The sequence below is a fragment of the Laceyella sediminis genome (assembly GCF_003003125.1).
Lineage (GTDB): Bacteria > Bacillota > Bacilli > Thermoactinomycetales > Thermoactinomycetaceae > Laceyella > Laceyella tengchongensis.
Genome location: NZ_PVTZ01000004.1, coordinates 180,228 through 204,565 on the forward strand (window position 1 = coordinate 180,228; position 24,338 = coordinate 204,565).

Here is a 24,338-nt window from a genome sequence, read left to right on the forward strand (position 1 = left end):
ATGAAAATCTGAAGTCATCCCATTTGTTCACAAAGTTTTTTTCCGGACAAGCGCCTGCTGATACGGAGGCAGGTACCAAACTTTGCGGAAATCTTGTGTTTCATCCCACGTTTCACCGGAGAGGAGATAATGGAACAAGTCATCCAACGGTTTTTGGTATAACTCATAATCAGCGCATTTCTTCAGCTTTTCCCATAAGTTGGGCAACCAGCGGTAGATCAACGCTTTGCGGCCCATGTAATAAGCGCGCTGGATTTCTGGGTCTTGCAATGGGAAATAAGGAAGGGTGCGGTAGTTGCTAGCGATCAATTTGGCTAGGGCGAACACCCCTTTGGTCAATGTAGGGGAGACCAACCAACTCGGCGGCGTGCGATATTCAAATCCCCCATGCGGTTGAAACCGATAATCTCCCAAATAGCCGTATTTCGGCCTGCGGTCGATTCCTTTCACATCTTCGGCGATCACAAACAAAAGAGCCATATAGTTATCCAATGCCCGGAACAGTTTAAAGTTTGGTTTGATTCCGCTGTAATGAATATGCCCTCCTAAAGGAAAGCCGCTCCAAGGCATCCCTCCAGCTAGCCATTTTCCCTGTATATGCCTCGTTTTCCTGGCCAGTTTGGTCAGCAGGCGATAAATGCTCATCACCATGGTTTTCGGGTCGGAGGTAGGTGTGGGCCTCAATTCAAACAAAGGCTTCTTGCGACGGTCTTCCCCCAACCAAATCGCATCGCAGCCGATCTCCCCCCGCACCGGTATCAGATCGGAGGCGATGACCAATTTTCCGTCGGGACCAACCATCACAAATTCTGGATCGGCGCCCAACACGATTTGCTCCGGCTCCGGCTTCGGCTCTACACACTGAGCAACATAACCTTTCAGTGCATTGAGGAAGCTTTTGATTCCATCCTCACCCAACGAAGGCGTAACTGTGAGGCCTGCAACGACAAGTTTGCCACCGCTGACCGCGCCGATTTTGACCATGCCGTAATCCAATCCCAATGCATAAATCGTGCGGGTAGCCAACAGTTTAGCCCGACGGTATTCACGCGGCCGATCCTGCTCTTTTACCCGCCGGTACCGTGTTCGCTTTTGTTGGTGATTGGCCAGCCACACGGTTTGTTCCGTGGAACAGTATGCAGTCAACACTTCCGTCTGAAATATGAAAAAAAGATACTCCCTCACAAATTTGAACTTATCATTTACCGCGATGCCATGCAATTGAAGCTGCTCTCTTCGCACACGCGGCTGAATTGCCCGTTCCACCTGTTGCTCCTCATTCAAAGTCAGCATCGCTTTGGATAACTGCGGCGCTTGCGGTAGTTGCAAAGCAATCGAAGGAACGAGCGTTCGATCCCCGTCCAATACCAGCTTTCTCAATTCTTCATCATTTTTTATCGATTCGTAAGGAAGGGTGGCGGCTACCATGAAGCTTTCCCCTTTCTCTATCCCGCGCCGTCGCTGTTCATGGAAATTTTATGCTGTTATCATATGTCACCTGCATAAAATTGGTTAGTCTTTTTTCCGCTGTCTTGTCTGGGCAAATAAAAAAGCTCCTGGCAAAATCGCCAGCAGCCGCAAGACAGATTAATCTTCCAGTTCATCAATAACCAAATTGGGATCAAGATCATGAAAATCGTCTTCTACGTCTCCACTGATTCCTTCGTACACGTCTTTCTCATCGCTTTCGGCGTACTCGAGCGGATACACCGGAACGCACACTTTGGTTTCACCCGTCAATTCAACCAAAAACTCCTTTTCGACCCGAACCGTCACTCCGTCTTTGTGGGAAGCGATGGACGCTTCGATGCAATTGGGCGCTTGCGTCACCGCCGCCGTCACTGAAACGGAAGCCTCTCGGGTGTTGCGATCATAAAATGTGAGGGGTACCTGCTCCGTATAATAGACGGTTTCTTGCATGACATCCGTTTTGGTATTCCCTTTCGTCGAATACCAAATATTGATGTCGTAACTGCCCCGTACTTCGATGGCCTCTCCCACTTTGTGGCAGTCATAGTTGTGATTGATAACCCAAGCACCAAGAATGGTGTCAATATTGTCAGGCGGCTGAATAGAATGCGACATCTGGGAAAATTTCCGACCTTTTCCGCATACCGCTTTGGTCAAAATCTGACGGTATTCAACTGGTCTATCTGTATTAGACAATCTCCTTCCCTCCTCCAATCATCGTTCAATAACAAGTGTATGCAGGGCAAGTGTCTAGAGTGCAAAAAAAACCCTGCGGAAATTCTCCGCAGGGTTGTCTTTTTTTAGCGGCAACTGCAAGCTCCTCCGCCGCAACCGCTGGCTGTCTCCCCGCCCGTCTCCACTTCGATTTTTTGGGAGACGGTGTCGGCGATCACTTGCTGGATCGTCTGCAACAAGCCGTTAACCTCTACTTGCGCCTGTTGGTATTCGCGCACGATAGGCAAATGATTCAAATGCCAATTTAATTTTTCCAGCTCTTGTTCAAGCAAACGGCTGTACTCCGGCTTCTGATAATGCTTAGCATGAACCAGCTCTTTTTGCTTGCGCTTAATGGATGCGATCGTCTGTTGCACTGCATCGCTTTGGTTCACTTGCCTCTCCGCATCCCGAAAGCGTTTCACTTCTGCACTGCGCTCCAACAAGGCAGCGAAGTTGCGTGCTTCGGACAAGATCGCGTGTCTGGACATCTCAACCACCCACCACGCGGGACTCCTGATCAACCCAAACGCCTTTTAGCGTCCAAGTCTGCGGTTCATCGATCCGCACGTGCACCATCTTCCCAATGAGGTGCTTCGGACCGATGAAGTTTACCAACTTGTTGGTGCGAGTGCGTCCAGAGAGCACATCCGGATTCTTTTTGCTTTCCCCCTCAACCAACACTTCTACGATTTTGCCGCGCAACGCTTCGTTCTTGCGGCGGCTAATTTCATTTTGCAATTCATTCAGGCGTTGTAGGCGTGCTTTCTTTACTTCCATCGGCACATCGTCTTTCATCTTAGCCGCCGGTGTGCCTTCTCGTGGAGAGTAGATGAAGGTGAAGGCCGAATCGTATTCCACTTCTTTCACCAAGGACAGAGTTTCTTCAAATTGTTCATCCGTTTCACCTGGGAATCCGACAATGATGTCCGTCGTCAGCACCACATCTGGGATCGCTTCCTTGATTTTGCGGACAAGTTCCAGATATTGTTCGCGTGTGTATTTACGGGCCATCAGCTTCAAGACTTCGGAACTGCCCGATTGCACTGGCAAGTGAATGTGCTCCACCAAATTCCCCCGTTTTGCCAGCACCTCGACGAGATGATCGTCGAAATCGCGCGGGTGGCTTGTGGTGAAGCGCACGCGCGGAATACCGATCTTACGAACATCATCCATGAGATGGGCGAAGGTGTAATGGATGTCTTCAAAGTCCTTACCGTATGCGTTGACGTTTTGCCCCAGCAACGTCACCTCTTGGTAACCTTTGCGCGCCAATTCGCGGATTTCGTTTAACACATCCTCTGGACGGCGGCTTCTCTCTTTCCCCCGCGTATATGGAACAATACAGTACGTGCAGAACTTGTCACAACCGTACATGATGTTCACCCAAGCGCGCAAACCATCTTCACGTACCTTTGGCATGTTTTCAACGACGTCGCCCTCTTTAGACCAAACTTCGATCACCATTTCCTTGGAGAAGAGCGCATTTTGAAGCAAAACCGGCAAGCGGTGGATGTTATGCGTACCAAAAACCAAGTCAACATGCTGGTAACTCTGTAAGATACGGTTCACGACCACCTCTTCTTGAGACATGCAACCGCAAACACCCAAAATCAGATCCGGGTTTTCCAGCTTGAGTTGCTTCAAACGGCCCAATTCTCCAAACACTTTGTCCTCCGCGTTTTCACGGATCGCGCAAGTGTTGAGGAGGATGATGTCTGCTTCCTCTTCGCGATTGGTGCCAGTATAACTCATTTCTTCCAAAATCCCGGCAATCGTCTCGCTATCATGGACATTCATCTGGCATCCGTACGTCTCGATCATGTATTTTTTGCCTTTACCCACAGAGCGCATATTTTCTGGGATTTGCTCAAATTGGAGTACCTGCACATCCTCTTTGCCCCGCTTTTTGGCCTGTTTCAAATCTGGCGCGACAAAATATTGGCTGTAATCTTTCACTTGTTTGCCCATGTCGTGTCCATCCTTTCTGAACAAACTTGAGATCCTGTGTTCTATGCCAAGAGCCATAACGGCTCAAAATGATCATTAAGTGCTCATTTAACTAAGTTATTATACCTGATCTGTGCAACTTGATCAATGAATTCTCCTATATTCGCCATTTTCGGCAAGTCATACAACTTGCCGATATCAAGTGTTCCCGGTTCGAATCAACCGGTACTGCTGTGCTTGGCCCATTTTAGCATGTTTGTGAAACAAACTTGTTTATTATGATAGTACAAAACCGTGCACTTACCCCAAGGTTGCCACATTTTTTCTGAAACTTGCCGCTGATTCATGCAAAAATAACCTTGTAGCTATTCACACATATTTGAACCGGAAGGTGATACGATGCAATTAAACGGCTGGCGCTATTCACTCCACCTATTGCATCCAACACACGCAGAACCTCTGTACAGCATCGTCAAGGACTCTCCCCGCCTTTGGGATTACATGATCACCCCCATGACTTCACTGGAGGACATGAAGCACAATGTGAACAATGCCTTGCACGCATTCGCCCAAGGAACCATGCTTCCATTTGTCGTGATTGACTCCTCAACAAACACGATCGTGGGTGCCACCCGCCTGTATGATCTGTACACTGACCGGTTGACGGCGGAGATCGGCCATACCTATTACGCCCCTTACGCGCAGGGGACGGGAATCAACACTGAATGCAAATACCTCTTGTTTCAATATTGAAAAACTGGGTCTTGTTCGGGTTCAACTCAAAACAGATGAGCTAAACCTTCGCGCCCAACGGGCCATCGACCTGCCACATAAGTAAGCCCAGCTTCTGCATAACACAGAAACTGGGCTTGTTCGCTCACTCCCCGGCAAACGTCACTTTTCCCTCCGCCAACGCCGCGACGGAAGCCAATGATTCTACACGTATCCCCTTTCTTCTCAACCGGTCGCCGCCTTCTTGGAACGATTTTTCTATCACAATCCCAACCCCGGCGAGCGTCGCTCCGGCTTGTTGGACAATATCAATCAATCCTTCCGCCGCTTGTCCATTGGCCAAGAAATCATCAATCACCAACACCTTGTCCGTTGCAACCAAATGCGCTTTGGAGACCACAATGGTGTTAGTCTGTTGTTTGGTGAACGAATGCACCTTGGCTTCATAAAAATCCTCTTGCAATGTCAAGGATTTGCGCTTGCGGGCGAAGACAACCGGAACACCTAATGCCAATCCGGCCATGACCGACGGGGCGATCCCCGACGATTCGATCGTCAATATCCGCGTGATGCCATCATTCGTGAATCGGCGTGCAAATTCTTGGCCGATCTCTTGCATCAACTCCGGATCAATTTGATGGTTTAAAAACGAATCCACCTTCAAAATTTCGGATGATAACGCCTTTCCTTCTTGGCGTATCTTCTCTTTCAACAATTGCATAACAGCTTCTCCTCCCACAGCAAAAGCCCCTTCGGTGAGTGAGCCAACGACCTAGGCTTTCTCTCCATGGAAAAAGACAAAGACACACCCGTCTTTGTCTTGTTGCCCACCCGTAGTCGGATGATTTACGGTCATCCGGTAGAAACTCGCAAGCCAATTCTTGCGATTATATGAGGGACATCTTCATTTTAATCAATAAACAAATTATATCTGACCCTGTCCATTCAAGCTATCAAAAATTATCGAAGGCAACTTCCGGAGGAATGCGATTTGTTTGAGGTGGTCTGTATTTATTCTACGTTAAATTTGGGACGCCCCACCTATTTTGTAATGGGGCGAAAGGGTATATACTTTATATAGCGTTAGGGTAACTGAATATTTAGAAGCTCATGGTTATCCATTGAGCTTCTTATTTTTTTACTTAGCCAATAGCTCACTATGATGGGGACAATTGTTGGTATCAACATGAACAACCAGTCTTTTACTTCGGAGTAGATTTCCATACTTCCTAATTCCTCCTTGTTTTTAGAATGATTATTCATTACTTTTTTGAAAAAAAAAGCAAGACCTTTACCTTCTCAAGTTCACACTTAAGAAAAGGTAAAGGTCTTGCTAACAACGAAATTGTTGCCAACAAAGCCGGGGCCTCCTGTGCCCGTTGTGACGACTTTGTTGTAAAAGCTACTCCCCCTTATCATAAAACAGGAGTATAAAGTTGTTATTTCTAGTATAAGCTATGTCCTTTTATCAGTCAATTATTTTTCTATTATTCTGACCAATATGTATAATACATTCCTAAATGAAGATGCAGTCTTTATGGATAAAGTGCTGTCCAAACTGTTACAGCTGATATGAATGCACCTACCATTGACCGATGGCCGCAACCATTTCCGACATTAAACATTCTCCATTCCTATATCTATTTTCTAATTTATAGAAGAATCGAACAGTAAGAGACGATAATCAAAACCGTTGTTACTGAAGTTCAGGCTTGTCATCAAGAAGGAGAATAAATGGGGCATGAGCCAGAGTACGCATGCTCCGTTATTTTAAGTTGGTTATATAAGGGTATCAAAAAAATACAAAAGGCTTGAAGAAGTAATTCAAGAGGGAAGCGAGGCCAATCCATCCCAAGGGTGCTCTAGCACAGTGACGAGTATGCGGCGGAAGACTTAATAAGAGCAAGTATTAAGCATGCTTTGAAGCGCAGACTTTACTATTTCAAATACTATAAATACTTGATAGAGTTAATAGTGAAAGGGGTAATCAGGATGAAATTAAATATAAAATGTATTGTAGTTTCTATGCTTACTATTACTTTGGGATTATTGGTTAATGCTGTTTTATGGATAACCAATAAGTTAACTTTTAATCAATTTTTTTCTCTTGCCGTTTTTTTGTTTATCATTTTATTTTGTTCCATGGAGTTGTTAGTTCGTTATGTGATTAAATCAAACGAAGAAAAATTTGAATTATATAATTTGATAAAAGTATCGCCATCTCTTTGGCTCCATTGGTTGAATCATACAGATAAAGGAATAAAATTGATTCGAAGATTTCGGTTTGGTTATATTGGATGTATTATTTTGTTTGTTTTTTTTATTATAGATCAAGGCTTCATTCGATGGATTTATTCAATTTATCCTCATCACAAGTTTAGCCCTGAAGTTGATGCAGCAATTATTACAACAATGGGTTCTACCGTCACACTTGGCTTAACCCTTATCGTTACCTTTTATTTTAATCGGCAAACCCAACTAGCCATGATTGAACAGTCGCGTGCCAATTTAAAAGAACGTGTAATTGAAAAACGAATGACCCTATACCCGGAGATAGAACAAGAAATAGAAAAAATATGGCTTCTTTATCCTAAAGGGATAAATACAAATAGTTGGAAAAAAGCAGTATCCAAACTAAACCAACTATACCAAGAAAATAAATACTATTTATCTCAGAATCTGAGAAAATACATATTCCAAGTTCTTACTTTTGCGAAAGCAGACCATCAAGAAGAATTATCCCCTGAAGAAATAAAAGAGGCTGAACAGAAGCTAAATGAACTAGTTGAACTCTGCCAAATCGAAATTGAAAAATCCCTTGATCTTGCAACACTAGTTGATTTGGATTAGTCTATTCTGTTATTGAGAAATATTGATCATTCAAAGATTTAGCATCATATAACAAATATGTGAGGCGAATGGGGAATTATTATGAGTGATCATAATAACAAAAAGCGAGAAAATTGATCGGCTGATTAAAAAGGGACAATTCCCTATAGAAGCCATTCAAGCCATGGATAGCATTCGCGTGTTTGGAAATGAAGCCGTACATCCCGGCAAAATCCAGTTAGATGAACCAGAAGAAATGACGTTGTTTCTTTTCGAGTTGATGAATGACATTATGGAAGAAACGATCTCGAAACCAAAGAAGCACAATAAGGGGGTTTTTACTTTAATGAAACGCCCTACCCGAAGCGCGAAGCAACGGACAGGGCGTTGGTGATAGAGTGAGAAAAGTTGTAGTCATATTCAGTTTTGAAAAACAGAGGCGGCAGTCATCCCTTCCACCACCAAATGCACCATTTTTGTTACTGCTGTGAGGGAAGCGAATTTAAGCGCTTACATATGTTGCTAAGCGGATGGCGGTTCGCCTTGGATACGCTTCACCATAGTCCTTCACCTCCTTTCAATGGCATTGTATATTAATAGACTGCGCCAATTAGCGCCTTTTGTGAAAGCGAAGCCGAGCGATGGTGATCGCTTCAAACTCCCTAGCGTTTTTGGTATCGGATATGGTTAAGTTGTGGCGGGAGATGCACTTTTCGCAAGCAGCCGTTTCAAAATCTTTGATCTCTGGATGAAACACAAAACGGAGCTTAGTGCGGCACATTCGCGTGTAACATATCCCACACCGATGCTGGAGATTCGTTCTTGAAGGGTCGTAGTCACCCAACATGGTAGCCTGAATGATATTTTGTTCTTCCTGGTCAGCAAGTCTTTTTATTTCTTCATCTCGGTCCATCCCAGTCACACTCCATCAATTGATTGTGTTTTTGGAGGGAACAAGTTTCTTCCGTAGTTCCAACCCCAGTTTAGGATCAAATAAGTCAATTTGACTGAAAACCTCTCGAATCTCTTCAGGAGTTAGTCCCCATCTCGTCAGGACATACGTAAGAGCAAGAACGACATCGGACTTTTTCACGTACTCAGACATGTTCCTCCCCTCCCTTTTCGAGGGACTTGCCTGCCTTGATAAGATAGCCGGTTGGAATAATCTCGCATACAGCATTAGTCAGCTTTAAAATGAATGGCTTTCCGTTCGGTTTACTTAGGTATATATAACAGATTTGACCCATGTGACTTCCTCCCTTACTGGCTTGGGGTGTGTAAAAATAAAGAGAAAAAACGGTTGAATAAAGGTTGATAGATATGGAGTAATATGTCGTTTTCTGATTGATTTTCTTTTCGATATTAGTTTATAATTCAGATAATTGAGATTCAAATGAGCGGGATTTACTAAATATTGCTCCATAAAAGGCAGAAAAAATTCTTGTATCGTGGTATATGTCCCATATTTTTTCTGAAACAACGTGAATAAAAAGAAAATATGCACCAAATCAACCATTCCCCCCTGCTCATTAACCAAATTTTAAAAAATTATTAATTAAGGGGATAGATGGGTGAATATCGACCGAAAACGATTTGGAAATTGGGTGAAAAAAGAGAGAAAGAAAAAAGGGTTCAAGCGGCAAGAAGATTTAGTCGATGATGTACTGTCCCAAAGTGTGATTAGTTATATTGAGTCTGGAAATGGGCAAGTGAGCAAATCGAAAATAGTGTATCTTTTAAAGCGTTTGGGGTTTGATGAGAAAAAGATCGAGGCGTTTGAATTGTCTTCAATCCCAGAGGAGGATACAACATTTTTAGAAGAAATTCAGTTACGGTTGATCTCTGCTGAAAACATCATTGACCTAGTCAGTCCCGATGAAGGGATGTCTCAGCTTGATCATTTATCCATGCCAAAACAGGATGAGATCCATGTAACTGTCGAGTATCTGAAAGGCAAAATTTATTACGGCAAAAAGAATTGGTCCAAAGCCTTTCACCACTTTATGCAGTCGATTCACACGATTGAACAAAATATCTACTTGAAAAAGACGAACTTAGAAAGTGCTTGTTATCATGAAATCGGACGGATGGAATACTCTCAGAATAAATTCTACAGCGCGATTAATTATGGCAAGAAAGCCCTATCCCATTTCCAAAATGATGGTGAGCGGCTTTATTACAGGGATTTGATTTTAGTTAGTCAAGTCATTTACTTGGAAAAATTAAATCAGATCGGTGAAGCACAGAAGATTTTAGATCAAATGAATTCCTCACCATTCTCGCATATGTATCTAAGCGGAACCAAAGAGGCAGCATTAAATGCATATGAAGTCCATGCGAAGTTTCTACAAAGAGGAAAGCAATTCCCACAAGCAATTAACATGGCACTCAAAGGAATTGAACTAGCTCGAATTGATAAAATGTATGATCGATCATTTGAGTTATGGGTAACATTGGGCAGTATATATTCTGAAATGGACAAGGCTCACTTAGCAGAAATTTGTTTTAAAACAGCTCTTAAACTAAAGCATCAAATAAAACGAACCTATCTATTAGCATACGTTTACACGCAACTCGGAAAATTGTACGATAAAAAAGAGGAGAGAGACAGGGCAGAACGAGAGTTTCAGCAGGCGATCAAGTACAGCAGAAAAACGAACGATGTGTATCGAGAAATAGACGCGCTAAGCGGCCTAGGTGAAACCTATCTCCACCAACAGAAATATGAGCAAGCTGTCAAAGTGCTAAACGAAGCGTTAGATTTGGCTAAAAGCCATAGATTTTCTGAAAAGACAAATTGGTTGTTACTCCTTGTAGGTCAATGCTTAGTGGAAATGGGAGACCCAGATCTACAAAACATTGCCCTTGATTTCTTCTACTCACATCTGCAGTCCATTGAAGGGGGTGAAACCATGATCGCATATTCAACGAAGCGTCATTCGGCTGGCGATCCACCAGGTGGCTAAAAAAAGAACTCAGATCAGATACGCTGAGTTCAGTAGGACTTCTGGAGTTTCCCTTATTATACCTTAAAACATATGTTTTCATCTACAGCGGTGACACTCAATCACCGCTGTTTTCATGTGTATCTATATCACAGGTGGACGGACAATGTGATACCCCATTTTGGCAAGTCCTGCTCTTAACCATATATTTTTAGAGAGATAAATCAGATATGCTCGAAGCAATGCGCCGTGTACCTATACAAACATAAAAAAGAGGACTAATGCAGTCCTCTTTTCCGTCGCTATTCTCATAGATTGAACACAAACGATCAAGAAATCATATACAACGAAATTACTTTAAACTTCAATAATCCCATAGCTAGAACACAAATCCCTAAATCGGTTGTATTCATAGCCTTGTAAGTTAGTATAGCCGAGGACATCCTTCTTCTTTGGCACAATCCCATGTTGTTCCTTGTACTCGCTAGAAAAGCCTTGCCACTCCCAACACAACTGAATCGTTTTGTTTAAGGCTGATCTTGACTCACGTTGTATATCTCTTAATACTTTTCCGAGAACATCCCACTATGGAAAATGAGATATAAAAACTGAAAAGAAAAAACCCCCATCAAGCGGGGGATGCACATGATCTCTTCGGACAGCTAAGTAGTCGATTTGTAAAACCATCCATATCGAATCATTGCGGTGATTTCATCGGCTTCTTTGTTCATCCCCAGTTTTCTAAATGTCGCTGCCTGTTCCCGGATCAATGCATAGGATTGTTTGATTATTTGGTTCCAATGGAAAAGCGATTGAAGGATCACGTGGTTCAAACATCTATTTGCATGCCGATCCGGCTGACCTGGCAGGGACCAGGGAACACGGCTTGCGCTTCCTCTCCGAGCGGCTCAGGGTCTCGTTCCGGATACAAATGGGTCAACAGTAATCGCTTGGCTTGAAGCGCCACGCCGGCTTCCGCTGCTTGTTTGGCGGACAAATGCCCTATGGGATGCGCCGGTAGCTCCTGATGTAGATACGTCGCCTCACACACAAACAAATCCGGTTTTTTCCCCATCACCGACCAATCCGTTTTTGGCCCAGCATCAGCGCCATACAAAATCGTTTTTTCCCCATCGGAAATGCGAATGGCATAACACGGAATGGCGTGGTCGGTGCGATGAAAGCTAAATGTGAGCTTGCCTATGCTGACCGGTTCTGTTCCTATCGGCCGTTTGTCGATCAAGTTTCGATAACTCAGCTTTGCGTACCAATGGGCGGGTTCCGCCGGCGCCCATACAGGCAGGGGACGCTTTCGTTTTTGCTGGTTGTTAGCAACCAACAGTGCGTATTGCAAGACAAAGAAATCGGAGATATGGTCATGATGCAAATGGGATAAAAACACAGCATCCACTTCATGAATCGGCATCATTTTGGCCAGTTGTGCCAACACACCACTACCACAATCGATTAGGATGCGCTTTTGATCCGCCTCCAACAAATACCCCAACGTCGCCCCACCCGGCGCCGGATAAGGGGAATAACATCCCAGCACAGTCCACCGCATGGTCGAAAGCCGCCTCCTTTGTAAGAAGAAACCACTCCCCAAGGCAAGGAAGTGGTTTTTCTACTTATTATGCAAACTCAGCCACTAATTTATCAAAGTGCTCACGATCAAGCATCAAATCCTGCTTAGCCAGCGGCTCTTCTTTGAACCCTTTGATCATCTCTTCGTAGGATTTGCGCTCTTTGTTTTGATAGATAATACCTGTCACCAGGCCATGATGTTCCATCAACTTCTGCATAGCCATGGAACGGTTGGAGGCGTCGTAATTCTCGTCGTTGTCCAGGTTTACGAGATTCTCCTTGAACCAGTCATAAGTGTTGACCTTGTTGTAGGTAACACATGGGCTGTAAACGTTGATCAAAGAGAACCCTTTGTGTTTGATACCTTCTTCAATGACATGGGTCAATTGCTTCAAATCGCTGGAAACCGATTGCGCCACGAATCCCGCTCCCACCGTCAACGCCATTTCCATCGGATGGATTGCCGATTCGATCGAACCGCTTGGCGTACTCTTGGTTTTGAAACCCATCTCACTGCGGGGCGAAGTTTGCCCTTTGGTCAATCCGTACACTTGGTTATCCATCACGATGTAGGTGATGTCCACATTCCGGCGGATCGAGTGAACAGTATGTCCCATCCCGATCGCAAAACCGTCTCCGTCACCACCAGCGGCAACCACCGTCAAATCGCGGTTAGCGAGCTTCAAGCCTTGGGCGATTGGCAAGGCACGACCATGCACACCGTGCAAGCCATATGCATTCACATAACCTGAGATGCGTCCTGAACAACCAATTCCCGATACGACTGCAACATCATGCGGTTCCAACCCAAGATTGGCGAAAGCACGCTGCATGGCGGCCAACACAGAGAAATCACCACAACCCGGGCACCAGTTGGGCTTTACTTTGTTTCGAAAATCTTTAAATGTGGCCATGAACCAACAGCTCCTTACATTGTTTGTAAATTTCGGATGGCAAGAATGGATTTCCATCGTATTTGCCATAGTGAACTAATTTCTCGGCGAATCCTACATGCATTTTGATCAGATTGGTCAATTGTCCTGTCGCGTTGTTTTCTACAACCAACACTTTTTTCGCCTTTTGGATTTGCTGTTGCATGATCTCCGTCGGGAAAGGCAAGATTTGGCGGATATGGGCATGATTCACTTTCAATCCTTCTGCTTCCAACCGCTCTTTTGCTTCCGTGATCGTGCCGCGGGTGGAATTGAAGCCCACGATCAGAAGATCTGCCTCGTCATGTTGCGCATCCAGGAATACAGGGGTGTCGAAGTCGATGCCATTGCTCAACTTGGACAAGCGTTTATCCATCATCCGTTTGCGATTGAGCGGATTTTCAGATGGACGCCCCGTTTCATCGTGTTCTACCCCGGTCACATGATGCAAGCCGTCTTTTTTCCCTGGCAGAACGCGGCGAGAAATGCCGTCTTCTGTGAATTCGTAACGCGGGAACAGCTGTGAATTTTCAAGTGGCGGCAACTCTTCGTTCCAGTCAACCAATTTCCCGCGCTTGATTTCGATCCGATCATAGTCAAGCGGATTGACGGTTTGCTTACCGAGGGAAAGCGCCAAGTCCGACAAGATAATAACCGGACATTGATATTGCTCCGCCAAATTGAAGGCTTGAATCGTGTCATAGAAGCACTCTTCCACCGTGCTCGGAGCCAACACGATTTTCGGAATTTCCCCGTGTGTGCTGTAAAGCATGGCCAACACGTCACTTTGCTCTTGCTTGGTCGGCAACCCTGTGCTTGGACCCCCGCGCTGGGTATTGACGATGACAGCTGGCGTTTCAGTCATTCCGGCGAGACCGATCGCTTCAGTCATCAAGGAGAGCCCCGGTCCAGCAGACGCCGTCAACGCACGCACGCCACCATAGTTGGCGCCGATCACCATCGTCATCGCAGCGATCTCGTCCTCGGTTTGCACTACTGTACCACCGAGTTCAGGCAACTTTTTGATGAGGTATTCCATGATTTCAGAAGATGGCGTAATCGGATATGCCGCCATCAAACGCGCACCTGCAGCGACCGCTCCCAACGCAATGGCATCATTTCCGATCATATATAAGCGCTTTTTGCCATCAGATGGATCTAATCGGAACTTTGTAATGGTGTTGCCGATCTGCTCTTGCACATACTCATGGCCTTTTGTGATCGCTTCCATATTTTTGTCTACTACTTTTTGGCCTTTTCTGGCGAATCTTTCTTCGATCACTTCTTTAAAGGCGTCAACCGACAGTCCCAGCAATGCGATGGAAGCACCCACGGCCACCATGTTTTTCATTTGGGCCATGCCAACTTCTTCCGCAATCTTGGTGAATGGAACTGCGAGAAGGTGTGCAGTGACTCCCTCCGGAACGGTTGGATTAAATTTGGCATCAGCCAAGATCACACCATCTGCAATCAACTCATGCGCATTTAAGTCAATTGTTTCTTGGTCAAATGCAACAAGAATATCCAGCTCGTCGGAAATGGAGCGAACCGGGCTTGTGCTGATGCGAATCTTGGTATTAGAATGCCCGCCTTTGATGCGTGAGGAGAAGTGCCTGTAACCGTATAGATAATAGCCCTTGCGATTTAGTGCGGTCGACAATGTTTCCCCCGCACTGTCGATACCTTCCCCCTGCTGTCCGCCCACTTTCCACGAAAGCTGCTTAACCATGAACTCATCTCCTTTAATCCTGCCACACACTACACAATAATAAGAAATTTGCAACCCTCTTCACAAAGAAGAAGACGGAATAACGCTTCCTTGTGAGTGATAGCATTTTCATGTATTAATTCTAGTCCTCTACCCATTAAAAAGCAACCGGGTAAAGCCCGCTTACAACCCAATTTCTCTTTTTTTTAATCATCTGGTGCTTTTTGCGAAAAGGAGATCCACCTCACGTCTTTTTTTACGCTTTTTTATGGGGACAAATGTCTCTGGTAAAACTGTTTGCCGTTCTCCCAGCCCCACTTGCGGACGAGATCGTCTCCATACCTTTTTGACAAGGCTTCCACCAATTGCGGAAGTCGACTGTAGCTCTCCAATCCAGGCAACTTGTTAGCAAACCCGTCAAAGTCTGAGCCAAAAAACAGATGATCCGCCCCCCCAAGGGCGCAAATATGCTCAACATGTCGGAGCACTTGGTCGATCGTGGCCTCAGCCGCGCAATGGTGTACAAACTCCGGCACAAACGTGACCCCGATCAATCCTTGGCGTTGGATGAGTGCTTCAATCTGCTCATCTCCTAAATTGCGTTTATGTGCGCACACCGCTCGACAATTGGAATGCGAAGCGAGAATGGGCAAGCCTGTTTCCTCAATCACTTCCCAAAACCCTCTGTCTGATAGATGGGAAACATCTAAGATCATCCCCAGCCGCTTCATCTCCATAATCACCTGACGCCCGAACCGCGTCAATCCCCCACCGCGCTCTTCATAGATGCCGTCAGCTACCTCATTGGCAAAATTCCAGGTCAACCCCATTTGCCGCACGCCGAGCCGGTGAAACAAGCGTAGATTGGCCAAGTCCCCATGCAAGGCGTCTGCCCCCTCCAACAGCAACAGCGCCCCGATGCGCCCATGTCCGCATTCATCCATTTGGCCTCCGTCGGTGACCAAGAAAACCCGCGATCCGTCGCGGACCACTTCCTCATAAAAAAAATCGATCTCTTTTAGCGCCACAGCCAAGCGTTGTTGCCGCGGCACCGACTCCGGCGTCCACACGGCAAACACTTGCATGGCCACATCCGCCTCACACAAACAATGATAAGAACTGTCCAACGGAGACCCTTGATCATAAAAAGAACGGTACTGGGGATCGCGCCACATTTTACTCAACACGTCGCAATGACCATCTATCCACCTCATCCCATTTCCCTCCACTTAAAAAAAAACCTGTCTATAAAAATAAACAGGTTTTTTCGAATATATTGTTTCCATAAATTATCGAGGTTCCACGATTAATTTAATCGCGGTACGCTCTTCACCATCGATCACAATATCCGTAAAGGCTGGAATGCAGATAAGATCAATTCCACTCGGCGCGACAAACCCTCGTGCAATCGCAACTGCTTTGACAGCTTGATTTAGCGCCCCTGCGCCAATTGCTTGCATCTCTGCTTGACCACGTTCACGCAAGACCCCGGCGAGTGCACCAGCAACAGAATTCGGATTGGATTTTGCTGAAACTTTTAATACTTCCATGAAGGTACCTCCTCGATGGTTGAAGTGAGTCCACTACTTCTATCCTATTCGACCCACACATAAAAATTCCTTCTAATTTACATAGATACCGGTAAAAAATCATAAATAAATTTATTTATAATCAACCGATAAGAGGCATATCATCATCTATCCGAATCCGTTTAATTTTTTTCGCTTTCTTTGTTTCTTTATCAAAGTCAAATAACACGGCATTGAATTGCGTTCTGCCCTTCGCCACTTCAAAGCGCACGGGTAGCTGCGTGACAAATCGTTTGATTACCGCTGTTCTTTCCATACCGATCACGCTGTCGTATGGGCCCACCATGCCCACATCTGTCAAATATCCCGTCCCTTTGGGCAGAATCTTTTCATCCGCTGTCTGCACATGGGTGTGCGTGCCAACCACCGCTGACACTCTGCCATCGACATACCAGGCAAACGCCTGCTTTTCAGACGTCGTCTCCGCGTGAAAATCGATCAGGATATAGGTATTGTGCGAAAGTTGTTGCAACAGGCGGTCGGCGGTGCGGAACGGGCAATCAAGCGCCGATTCCATGTACGCTCTTCCCATCAAGTTGATAACCGCCAGTTTTCCCCCTTTTGTTGACAAGACAGTCATGCCTTTTCCGGGGGTGCCTTCCGGAAAGTTCGCTGGTCGGATCAAATGGGCTTCCTCATCGATAAAGTCAAAGACTTCCCCTTGCCCCCAAGCATGGTTTCCCAGTGTGACACAGTCGATCCCGGCATCGAGCCATTCGCGCACAATCGCGCGTTGAATGCCACGTCCGTTGGCGGCCGCGTTTTCACCGTTAACCACAATCGCATCAGGTGAGTACATTTGCTTCAGTTTTGGTAAATATATCTTTAGTGTTTGGCGACCAATGTTGCCCACTACATCGCCGATCATTAATACTCTCATATATGGTTTGAGCCTCCAAACTCTTTGTAAAAAATAAAGCGGCCCAAAGGCCACTTTATTTCGCGTACTCAACCGATCTCGTTTCCCGGATGACCGTTACTTTGATATGGCCGGGATAGTCCAGTTGGTTTTCGATTTGCTTCGTGATTTCACGGGCCAACCGCGTCGCTTCTGCGTCATCCACTTCGTCCGGCTTCACTATGATCCGCACTTCCCGTCCAGCTTGAATGGCATATGATTTCTCCACACCATCAAAAGACTCGCAGATTTCCTCCAGCTTTTCCAAACGTTTGATGTACGCTTCCAGCGTTTCTCTCCGCGCCCCCGGTCTGGCCGCGGACAACGCATCTGCCGCCCTAACCAGAACCGCGATCACGCTGGTCGCTTCACAGTCCCCGTGGTGGGAAGCGATGCTGTTGATAACAATGGGATGCTCATTGTATTTCTTAGCCAATTCGACACCGATATCCACGTGCGACCCTTCGATTTCATGGTCGATCGCTTTACCGATATCATGCAACAGCCCTGCTCGCTTCGCCAAGTGAATATCTTCACCCAGCTCAGCCGCCAACAATCCTGACAGATGGGCTACCTCCATCGAATGCTTCAACACATTCTGTCCGTAACTTGTTCGGAATTTCAATCGGCCGATGATCTTGATCAAATCTGGATGCAAACCGTGCACGCCCGTTTCAAATGTGGCTTGCTCCCCGTATTCGCGGATGCGCTCGTCCACATCGCGGCGTGACTTTTCCACCATCTCTTCGATTCGCGCCGGATGAATACGTCCGTCGGCAACCAATTTTTCCAGCGCCACGCGGGCCACTTCACGGCGAATCGGGTCAAACCCTGACAAGATGACGGCTTCCGGCGTATCATCAATGATGAGGTCGATCCCGGTCAAAGTTTCCAATGTGCGGATATTGCGCCCTTCCCGACCGATGATTCGTCCTTTCATTTCATCATTTGGCAAGGACACGACGGAGACGGTCGTTTCCGCCACGTGATCCGCCGCGCACCGTTGGATCGCCAACGACAAGATCCGGCGAGCCCGTCGATCTCCTTCTTCGATCGCTTGCTGTTCCATCTCTTTGATGATTTGCGCGGTTTCATGACGCATCTCATTCTCCACTTTCGCCAGAATGAGCTGTCTCGCTTCTTCGGTGGTTAATCCAGATATCCGTTCCATTTCTTTTCTCTGTTCCTGGTATAGCTCATCAATCTCTTGTTGGCGTAATCCTATTTCCTTTTCTTTTCCGTTCAGTTCATCTTCACGTTGTTCAATTGCATGTTGCTTGCGTTCGAGCGTCTCTTCTTTTTGATTTAACCGGCGTTCGATTCGTTGCAATTCGTTGCGTTGCTCGCGAATCTCTTTTTCCGCTTCACTCCGCAGGCGATGCGCTTCATCCCGCGCTTCAAAGATCTTCTCTTTTTTGAGCGCTTCTGCTTCTTTGTCAGCTTTCTCTATGATCTCGGCAGCTTCCTTCTCGGCGCTTCCGATTCTTGCTTCTGCTGCCGTTTTCCTCATCCAGTATCCCGCACCGAGTCCGACTCCGAGAGAGGCAAACAGCAGAATGATGTCAATCGGTTCAAACACCATCGTTCCTTCGCTCACCTCCTCTTTTTCTATTTAGAAAAACAAGACCGATGAACTCGGTCTTCGCTTGTAGTCCGTCGTCATGTCTTGCTATACCAGGTGAAGGCTGGAAAAAACCAGCTAGAACCATTTTCCACTTTACTAACAAACGTTTTCAGTTGGAATCAGGGTGTCTTTGCCCCAAGAGAGGCAAAGACACAAGTCAATTGTATTATTTATGCAATCCCATTGTCAAGGCGACCGCTTTGTTCAACAACTGATTTTCCGCCTTGCAAGCGCACAAAGTAAGCCGCATCGGCCGATTCCGTCAAATGGATGTTATGGGTCACCAAAATCACTTGCCGTCCAAAGGTCTCCCCGACCGACTTTAGAAACTCAATCATCGGGACGATATAATCTTCACTCACATGCTTACCCGGCTCATCGAGAATAATCGGTCCGCTCAATCGCGGTTTCACCGTTTCAATCAGCGCGATGCGCAAAGCCAGCGAGACGATGTCCACAATGCCCCCACCCCGGGCTTCTTGTGGCCTGTTTTTAATTTCTTGCCCGTCCCAAGTCGAGACGACGTAAAATTCAGCCGTCGGCGTCCCGCCATGGTCCTTCAATTCAATCTCAAATCGAAACGCCGACCCAAAGACGTATTTCAACGCATTGGTAACCAGTGTCTCCAATTGTTGTTTTGCCTGCTCGCGGGCATGTTCCGCCGACAATTGGAACAGCACCCGCACTTTTTCCAGCAAATCACGCTCATTGAGGCACACTTGCCACCGCTCTTCCGTTTGTTTCAATTGCCCCAAATATAAGTCACGTTCTGATTTGCGCACAATCAACTCGTTTCTCGCACGAGACAACGCTTCTTTCAATTGGGTAAACGAAGACTCGGTCATATTACTTTCTCAGCTCCTGCGGTAAATAGCCCCACGCCTTTTGCAGCTCTTCATTGATCTCTTTTTCCAAGCGCCGTATTTCTTCCTCCAATTGCTCCGGCTCCACTCCCAATTCACGTACTTCTTTGATGATCTCCTCTTCGTTGCGCATCAGGTTCTCCAGCTTTCCCTCCGCTTTCAAAAGCTCGTTTTTCGCTTTTTCCGTTTGCGCCCGCAACAACTCGATGCTTTTTTCAATATCGTTCATGGGTCTACCCTCCCAAATATTCGTTGATCAAGTGTTCCATATCATGTTCTTCAATCGGCCGTTTGCACATCGGACAATTGCCCAACCGCTTCATATGGGCAGCCAGCTCCTCGGTCAACCGCTTGATCTCTTCTTTTTTGTCACGGCAAAACTCCTTGCCAATCTGCACCCTCCTCGACACATCCGACCATTGCTTATACAATTCGACCAATCGGTTTAACCGCTCCTTCTTCATGGACAAAGCGGGGAGCATCTCTTGCCACACTGCCGGAACTCGCTCGTTGCGTTCAATGATTCGTTTCCATTGATCGCTCTCTTGCTGGATAAGCTTCCATCTCCGTCGCAATTGCACCAGTCTAGCCAAGCGCTCCGCCTGTTTTTGAAGATGTCCGACTGCCTGGTTCGCATTACGGACATGCACCAATGCTTGCAAGCGCTTCTCCAAACGCAGGCGTTCGGCATGATGCTCGTCCCATTTGCGTTTGCTTTCGACATAACGAACCAGGCGATCATGACGCTGTTTTAACAAATCCAGCTCCGTTTCCAATCTCGGCAACGAAGCAGCGGCCTCGATGATGCGGCTCACTTTCTCCTTTTCCAGACGCAAACGCCCCCATTGCTCATAGGCTCTTGTCAACAAACGGTATCGAAATTTCTGCGTCTCCAGTTGTTGGACGATTCTCTCCGCTTCGGGCAACTGGCGCAAGATGGCGATAAATTGCTCCGTTCCCGCTTTGGCCATGCCAAGGAGCCCTAACTGCTCTTGGGCCTTGCGCAACCGTTCGCACAGCGCTTTCAGCTCCGTCGCCTTGCTGAAAGCCTCTTCCGCAAGCGACACTTGTTCTTCCAACTCCGCAATGTTTTCATACGGTTGCAGTTTTTCTTTGATCTCGTCCCGGGATTGCTCGAGCTGTTTGATCTGGGCATTTATCTGTTGACGGTCGGCGCTCGCTTTTTTCAAAGCGTAATCGATCAGATGCGCCCCACTGATCCGCCCGATTGTCTTGGCTTTATTCTGGTTGGATTCAAACAAAAGAAACGGGCTCTCCAATTGGGTGCCAAAATGGACATACAATTCCTTTTGATCCAGCTTGATCGGCTCAATGCCATGAGCGTCGACGATTTCTTGAGGTACCATGTTGCCGAATCCCTCAAATACCTGTTCTTCTTCGCCTGGCTTTCGTAACAGATAACGATTGACAGAAGTACTGCGCACCCGCACCACTTCCGTCCCGTCGGCAAAGGTTAAGCTGACCCGGCATTCTTTGGCACCGCTCCGGATGTAATCTGAGCCGCGCGGCACATTGAACAGCACCCAACGGATGGCCCGCAAGATGGCGCTTTTCCCACTGTCAGACGCGCCTACAAACACGTTTAACCCATCCGAAAAATCAATCGTTGTATGCTGATGCGACTGGAAGTTTTCGATCACCAACTTCTTAAAGGTGCTCAATGCCCGGCCTCTCCTTTCTCTTGTTCAATGGCGATCCGCCGTTGGGCTTCAAATTTGACTTCTTCGTCTATCCCGTTGAGGCGGGAGATTTCGTCGATGATATCCATCACGTCCACCGCTTGAAAGTCCGTTGCAGAGCGGATCTGTTGGACGAAAGAAGCCAGTTGCTCCTGCCGGTACATGTTCTTCTCAATATAGGAACGATCCAGCACCTCTTCTCCGCTTGTGGCCGAACGAAGGGGAATCAGGCTGATTTGAATCGACTCGCCCAGTTCGATCAAGGCGACTTGTGGCATCCGCTTGATTTCCGACGGGTGGTTATTGATGCGGGCCAGCGCCCCCGGATTGACAATATATTTGCCGGCGCGGTGTTGCAACGGAAATCCCGCATGGTAATGGCCGGTCAATAAAATGTCCACCGTGTCACACCAAACATCCCCCACCATGGTATGCGGTACCCCGTCCGGCAACGCGCGATCCACCAGCATGCCATGCACCATGTGAATGCAGTAGGCCGCTTCGCATTCGTTTTCCACATGGTAATCCAAATGAACATCCCGCTTATCCAAATCATAATGAAAAGGTTGCCCGCTGAGTTGGACGACCAAACCATCTTTCTCCAGCTTGACCTTCTGTCCATCGCTAATCAGCCGAATCGTGCCAAATGCATCCAGCAAACCCAACATGGTGCGTTCAATCGTGCTTGGATTGTGACCGTAGATATCATGGTTGCCAGCAATGGCGTAAATCGGTGCGCGAAACCGACGAAACACTTGCGCAAACTCGCGCACAACGGCCGGGGACAGGTTGGGGCGGTCAAACACATCGCCCCCATGTAATACGAAATCGACCTGTTCCCGTTCGGCGATTTCAATCACTTCCTCAATCTTGCGCCGGATGGTGAGTTGAAAGTCATCCGTTCGGCTGCGCGGAGAGGTTCCCCGGATATGCGTGTCGGTAAAATATAAAATCCGCATCAACCATTCCCCTTTTCAGCTTCATCACGATCGCGAAATTCCCGTAAAATCTCATACACTAACGATACAGGATAACCTTGCCGTAACAAATACTGCCCCAATCTGCGCTCAATCGTCGGCCAAGGTTCTCCGCATATACGAAGATAGCGCCGTTCGGCAATCTTCATTGCCAGCTGGCGCTGTTCTTCTTCGTCCATCTCTGCAAGCGCCTCATCAATATGAGATGAAGCTACTCCTTTTTTGGTCAATTCCTGACGCAAACGAAGCGTGCCGTATCCTTTGTGCCGATGCCGTTCGGCTACCCAGCTCTTGGCGTACTGGCGATCATCTAGGAAGCCCTGCGCTTCCATCTCCTTGATCGCCTGTTCACCCAAAGCCGCCTCATACCCCTTCTCATTGAGATGTTGCTTCACTTCGTATACCGTGCGCGGTTTGTAAGAGAGATACCGCATCACGGCCTGCTTCACCTTGTTGTACTCTTCCTCTTGCAACAACTCTTCCAATTGGGACGGCTCCATTTCCATCCCTTTGTACAAATGGAATTTGACCAGCACATCTTCGTGGACAGAACAAACTTCAGTCCCATCCACGAAGATCCGGTAACGCTTCGCCTGCTTGGAACACTTCTCAATTCGGGTGATGTAATTGGTCACTTGTGGTCACCCTTCAGCTCACACCTCAAGAGAAGGAGCGGTCTCCTCTTTTTCTTTCGACTTGCGGCCGCGCTTCTCTTCCTTGGCCGGCTCTGCCGGTTTCTCTTCGACTCGTGTCAGGGGCAGGTCGTGGTGCGCACGAATTCGATTTTCAATCTTCACTGAGATTTCTGGGTGATCCTTGAGGAACTGCTTCGCGTTTTCACGGCCCTGTCCGAGGCGATCCCCCTCGAAGGAATACCATGCTCCGCTCTTATTGACAATGTCCAGTTCAGCCGCGATGTCAAGTACGCTTCCCTCTTTGGAAATCCCCTCGCCGAACATGATATCCACTTCCGCTTGCTTAAACGGAGGTGCGACCTTGTTTTTAACTACTTTGATTTTGGTCCGGTTACCGACCATGTCCGTTCCTTGTTTGATCGTCTCTTGGCGGCGCACTTCCAGGCGAACGCTGGAATAGAATTTCAGGGCCCGTCCACCCGGTGTCGTCTCTGGGTTGCCGAACATGATACCCACTTTTTCACGAATTTGGTTGATGAAGATGGCGATGGTTTTGGACTTGTTGATCGCTCCTGAAAGCTTGCGCAACGCCTGGGACATCAAACGGGCTTGCAAGCCGACATGAGAGTCACCCATCTCCCCTTCGATTTCCGCTTTCGGCACCAATGCCGCTACAGAGTCGATAATGATGATGTCCACGGCTCCACTACGCACCAACGCTTCGGCGATCTCCAGCGCTTGTTCCCCCGTGTCTGGTTGGGACAACAACAACTCATTGATGTTAACACCCAATTTTTGCGCATATACAGGGTCCAACGCGTGTTCCGCATCAATGAAAGCCGCAGTCCCTCCTACGCGTTGCACTTCGGCAATCGCATGCAAAGCGACAGTGGTCTTACCGGAAGACTCAGGTCCATACACTTCGATAATCCGACCCCGTGGATATCCGCCAACACCCAGAGCGATATCCAGAGCCAGCGCCCCACTGGAAATCGTCTCCACTTGTGGAGTGGTTTCTTCCCCCATCCGCATGATTGAGCCTTTGCCAAATTGCTTTTCTATTTGTCTAAGTGCCATTTCTAACGCCTGACGACGATCTGACATGCACAGTTCCTCCTCTTTCCGCTTAATCACATATACCCATCATAACCTGTTTTGACTCATCTGCCAAGATCATTTACGAACATT

At 47.1% G+C, this 24,338-nt stretch carries 24 protein-coding genes and 1 riboswitch; of the genes, 4 read left to right on the forward strand and 20 right to left on the reverse strand.

All coding sequences use genetic code 11. The annotated features are described in order from the left end of the window. Window positions 1–27: 27 nt before the first annotated feature. The 4 genes from CLV36_RS07005 to miaB all read right to left on the reverse strand — a co-directional run bounded on the left by CLV36_RS07005 (window position 28) and on the right by miaB (window position 4,155). Window positions 28–1,428: a putative amidoligase domain-containing protein gene (locus CLV36_RS07005; protein WP_022737623.1), complete on the reverse strand. Its 1,401-nt coding sequence runs from the start codon at window positions 1,426–1,428 to the stop codon at window positions 28–30. A 159-nt stretch (window positions 1,429–1,587) separates the two neighbouring features. Further along, window positions 1,588–2,166 carry an outer spore coat protein CotE gene (gene cotE, locus CLV36_RS07010; protein WP_022737622.1) on the reverse strand — a complete coding sequence of 193 codons (579 nt, stop codon included), beginning with the start codon at window positions 2,164–2,166 and terminating at the stop codon, window positions 1,588–1,590. Between the two features lie 104 nt (window positions 2,167–2,270). Then, entirely contained in the window at window positions 2,271–2,675 is a 405-nt protein-coding gene (locus tag CLV36_RS07015) for a YlbF/YmcA family competence regulator (RefSeq protein WP_106342160.1), read from the reverse strand. 1 nt (window position 2,676) lies between these two features. Further along, the gene (gene miaB, locus CLV36_RS07020; RefSeq protein WP_106342161.1) at window positions 2,677–4,155 is read right to left on the reverse strand and encodes a tRNA (N6-isopentenyl adenosine(37)-C2)-methylthiotransferase MiaB; all 1,479 of its coding nucleotides are present in this window, start codon (window positions 4,153–4,155) and stop codon (window positions 2,677–2,679) included. Window positions 4,156–4,533: 378 nt separating this feature from the next. Here miaB and CLV36_RS07025 point away from each other — a divergent pair, with 378 nt between their 5' ends. Continuing rightward, the gene (locus CLV36_RS07025) at window positions 4,534–4,887 is read left to right on the forward strand and encodes a GNAT family N-acetyltransferase (RefSeq protein WP_106342162.1); all 354 of its coding nucleotides are present in this window, start codon (window positions 4,534–4,536) and stop codon (window positions 4,885–4,887) included. A gap of 124 nt (window positions 4,888–5,011) precedes the next feature. Here CLV36_RS07025 and CLV36_RS07030 read toward each other — a convergent pair whose 3' ends face one another. Continuing rightward, complete coding sequence (locus CLV36_RS07030) at window positions 5,012–5,587, reverse strand: xanthine phosphoribosyltransferase (RefSeq protein ID WP_106342163.1); 576 nt, start codon at window positions 5,585–5,587, stop codon at window positions 5,012–5,014. Between the two features lie 93 nt (window positions 5,588–5,680). Then, window positions 5,681–5,781, reverse strand: a riboswitch (purine riboswitch). Window positions 5,782–6,858: 1,077 nt separating this feature from the next. Here CLV36_RS07030 and CLV36_RS07035 point away from each other — a divergent pair. Beyond that, window positions 6,859–7,716 (forward strand): transporter permease, encoded by an 858-nt coding sequence (locus CLV36_RS07035; protein WP_106342164.1) that lies wholly within the window; start codon window positions 6,859–6,861, stop codon window positions 7,714–7,716. A gap of 85 nt (window positions 7,717–7,801) precedes the next feature. Continuing rightward, window positions 7,802–8,089, forward strand: coding sequence for a DUF4145 domain-containing protein (locus CLV36_RS07040; protein WP_106342165.1), 288 nt, complete (start codon window positions 7,802–7,804; stop codon window positions 8,087–8,089). Between the two features lie 216 nt (window positions 8,090–8,305). Here CLV36_RS07040 and CLV36_RS07045 read toward each other — a convergent pair whose 3' ends face one another. Beyond that, on the reverse strand, window positions 8,306–8,608 hold the full coding sequence (locus CLV36_RS07045; RefSeq protein ID WP_102992608.1) for a hypothetical protein: 303 nt from the start codon (window positions 8,606–8,608) through the stop codon (window positions 8,306–8,308). A gap of 15 nt (window positions 8,609–8,623) precedes the next feature. Next, on the reverse strand, window positions 8,624–8,800 hold the full coding sequence (locus tag CLV36_RS17210; protein ID WP_154986933.1) for a hypothetical protein: 177 nt from the start codon (window positions 8,798–8,800) through the stop codon (window positions 8,624–8,626). A gap of 466 nt (window positions 8,801–9,266) precedes the next feature. Here CLV36_RS17210 and CLV36_RS07050 point away from each other — a divergent pair, with 466 nt between their 5' ends. After that, on the forward strand, window positions 9,267–10,661 hold the full coding sequence (locus tag CLV36_RS07050; RefSeq protein ID WP_102992609.1) for a tetratricopeptide repeat protein: 1,395 nt from the start codon (window positions 9,267–9,269) through the stop codon (window positions 10,659–10,661). A gap of 808 nt (window positions 10,662–11,469) precedes the next feature. Here CLV36_RS07050 and CLV36_RS07055 read toward each other — a convergent pair. The 13 genes from CLV36_RS07055 to recA all read right to left on the reverse strand — a co-directional run bounded on the left by CLV36_RS07055 (window position 11,470) and on the right by recA (window position 24,254). Continuing rightward, window positions 11,470–12,204, reverse strand: coding sequence for an MBL fold metallo-hydrolase (locus tag CLV36_RS07055; RefSeq protein WP_106342166.1), 735 nt, complete (start codon window positions 12,202–12,204; stop codon window positions 11,470–11,472). A 67-nt stretch (window positions 12,205–12,271) separates the two neighbouring features. Further along, window positions 12,272–13,138 carry a 2-oxoacid:ferredoxin oxidoreductase subunit beta gene (locus tag CLV36_RS07060; RefSeq protein ID WP_102992611.1) on the reverse strand — a complete coding sequence of 289 codons (867 nt, stop codon included), beginning with the start codon at window positions 13,136–13,138 and terminating at the stop codon, window positions 12,272–12,274. Then, window positions 13,125–14,885 carry a 2-oxoacid:acceptor oxidoreductase subunit alpha gene (locus CLV36_RS07065; protein ID WP_106342167.1) on the reverse strand — a complete coding sequence of 587 codons (1,761 nt, stop codon included), beginning with the start codon at window positions 14,883–14,885 and terminating at the stop codon, window positions 13,125–13,127. Before CLV36_RS07065 ends, CLV36_RS07060 begins: the two co-directional genes overlap by 14 nt. Before the next feature lie 245 nt (window positions 14,886–15,130). Next, window positions 15,131–16,078 carry a dipeptidase gene (locus CLV36_RS07070; RefSeq protein ID WP_102992613.1) on the reverse strand — a complete coding sequence of 316 codons (948 nt, stop codon included), beginning with the start codon at window positions 16,076–16,078 and terminating at the stop codon, window positions 15,131–15,133. A 75-nt stretch (window positions 16,079–16,153) separates the two neighbouring features. Then, window positions 16,154–16,414: a stage V sporulation protein S gene (locus CLV36_RS07075; RefSeq protein WP_022737614.1), complete on the reverse strand. Its 261-nt coding sequence runs from the start codon at window positions 16,412–16,414 to the stop codon at window positions 16,154–16,156. 121 nt (window positions 16,415–16,535) lie between these two features. Beyond that, window positions 16,536–17,333 (reverse strand): TIGR00282 family metallophosphoesterase, encoded by a 798-nt coding sequence (locus CLV36_RS07080; RefSeq protein ID WP_106342168.1) that lies wholly within the window; start codon window positions 17,331–17,333, stop codon window positions 16,536–16,538. Between the two features lie 55 nt (window positions 17,334–17,388). Next, entirely contained in the window at window positions 17,389–18,933 is a 1,545-nt protein-coding gene (rny, locus tag CLV36_RS07085; protein ID WP_154987713.1) for a ribonuclease Y, read from the reverse strand. 212 nt (window positions 18,934–19,145) lie between these two features. After that, a complete protein-coding gene (locus tag CLV36_RS07090) occupies window positions 19,146–19,820 on the reverse strand; it encodes an ATPase (protein WP_102992615.1) in 675 nt (224 codons plus the stop codon). A gap of 1 nt (window position 19,821) precedes the next feature. Next, entirely contained in the window at window positions 19,822–20,067 is a 246-nt protein-coding gene (locus CLV36_RS07095) for a hypothetical protein (protein WP_022737610.1), read from the reverse strand. Window positions 20,068–20,071: 4 nt separating this feature from the next. Continuing rightward, window positions 20,072–21,520, reverse strand: a complete 1,449-nt coding sequence (locus CLV36_RS07100) for an AAA family ATPase (RefSeq protein WP_106342169.1) — start codon at window positions 21,518–21,520, stop codon at window positions 20,072–20,074. Further along, window positions 21,517–22,497 (reverse strand): metallophosphoesterase family protein, encoded by a 981-nt coding sequence (locus CLV36_RS07105; RefSeq protein WP_102992618.1) that lies wholly within the window; start codon window positions 22,495–22,497, stop codon window positions 21,517–21,519. The genes CLV36_RS07100 and CLV36_RS07105 overlap by 4 nt, the downstream gene beginning before the upstream one ends. Beyond that, a complete protein-coding gene (locus tag CLV36_RS07110) occupies window positions 22,497–23,150 on the reverse strand; it encodes a regulatory protein RecX (RefSeq protein WP_106342170.1) in 654 nt (217 codons plus the stop codon). Before CLV36_RS07110 ends, CLV36_RS07105 begins: the two co-directional genes overlap by 1 nt. 18 nt (window positions 23,151–23,168) lie before the next feature. Beyond that, the gene (gene recA / locus CLV36_RS07115; RefSeq protein WP_102992620.1) at window positions 23,169–24,254 is read right to left on the reverse strand and encodes a recombinase RecA; all 1,086 of its coding nucleotides are present in this window, start codon (window positions 24,252–24,254) and stop codon (window positions 23,169–23,171) included. Window positions 24,255–24,338: the final 84 nt, after the last annotated feature.

What these genes read in the sequence shown, in the direction of transcription:
- CLV36_RS17210 (WP_154986933.1), bottom strand. Translation starts at nt 8,800, where the DNA reads ATGTCTGAGTACGTGAAAAAGTCCGATGTCGTTCTTGCTCTTACGTAT.
- CLV36_RS07055 (WP_106342166.1), bottom strand. Translation starts at nt 12,204, where the DNA reads ATGCGGTGGACTGTGCTGGGATGTTATTCCCCTTATCCGGCGCCGGGT.
- CLV36_RS07080 (WP_106342168.1), bottom strand. Translation starts at nt 17,333, where the DNA reads ATGAGAGTATTAATGATCGGCGATGTAGTGGGCAACATTGGTCGCCAA.
- CLV36_RS07035 (WP_106342164.1), top strand. Translation starts at nt 6,859, where the DNA reads ATGAAATTAAATATAAAATGTATTGTAGTTTCTATGCTTACTATTACT.
- rny (WP_154987713.1), bottom strand. Translation starts at nt 18,933, where the DNA reads ATGGTGTTTGAACCGATTGACATCATTCTGCTGTTTGCCTCTCTCGGA.
- CLV36_RS07065 (WP_106342167.1), bottom strand. Translation starts at nt 14,885, where the DNA reads ATGGTTAAGCAGCTTTCGTGGAAAGTGGGCGGACAGCAGGGGGAAGGT.
- CLV36_RS07105 (WP_102992618.1), bottom strand. Translation starts at nt 22,497, where the DNA reads ATGCGGATTTTATATTTTACCGACACGCATATCCGGGGAACCTCTCCG.
- CLV36_RS07095 (WP_022737610.1), bottom strand. Translation starts at nt 20,067, where the DNA reads ATGAACGATATTGAAAAAAGCATCGAGTTGTTGCGGGCGCAAACGGAA.
- recA (WP_102992620.1), bottom strand. Translation starts at nt 24,254, where the DNA reads ATGTCAGATCGTCGTCAGGCGTTAGAAATGGCACTTAGACAAATAGAA.
- CLV36_RS07090 (WP_102992615.1), bottom strand. Translation starts at nt 19,820, where the DNA reads ATGACCGAGTCTTCGTTTACCCAATTGAAAGAAGCGTTGTCTCGTGCG.
- CLV36_RS07005 (WP_022737623.1), bottom strand. Translation starts at nt 1,428, where the DNA reads ATGGTAGCCGCCACCCTTCCTTACGAATCGATAAAAAATGATGAAGAA.
- CLV36_RS07025 (WP_106342162.1), top strand. Translation starts at nt 4,534, where the DNA reads ATGCAATTAAACGGCTGGCGCTATTCACTCCACCTATTGCATCCAACA.
- CLV36_RS07075 (WP_022737614.1), bottom strand. Translation starts at nt 16,414, where the DNA reads ATGGAAGTATTAAAAGTTTCAGCAAAATCCAATCCGAATTCTGTTGCT.
- CLV36_RS07015 (WP_106342160.1), bottom strand. Translation starts at nt 2,675, where the DNA reads ATGTCCAGACACGCGATCTTGTCCGAAGCACGCAACTTCGCTGCCTTG.
- CLV36_RS07045 (WP_102992608.1), bottom strand. Translation starts at nt 8,608, where the DNA reads ATGGACCGAGATGAAGAAATAAAAAGACTTGCTGACCAGGAAGAACAA.
- CLV36_RS07030 (WP_106342163.1), bottom strand. Translation starts at nt 5,587, where the DNA reads ATGCAATTGTTGAAAGAGAAGATACGCCAAGAAGGAAAGGCGTTATCA.
- miaB (WP_106342161.1), bottom strand. Translation starts at nt 4,155, where the DNA reads ATGGGCAAACAAGTGAAAGATTACAGCCAATATTTTGTCGCGCCAGAT.
- CLV36_RS07060 (WP_102992611.1), bottom strand. Translation starts at nt 13,138, where the DNA reads ATGGCCACATTTAAAGATTTTCGAAACAAAGTAAAGCCCAACTGGTGC.
- CLV36_RS07070 (WP_102992613.1), bottom strand. Translation starts at nt 16,078, where the DNA reads ATGAGGTGGATAGATGGTCATTGCGACGTGTTGAGTAAAATGTGGCGC.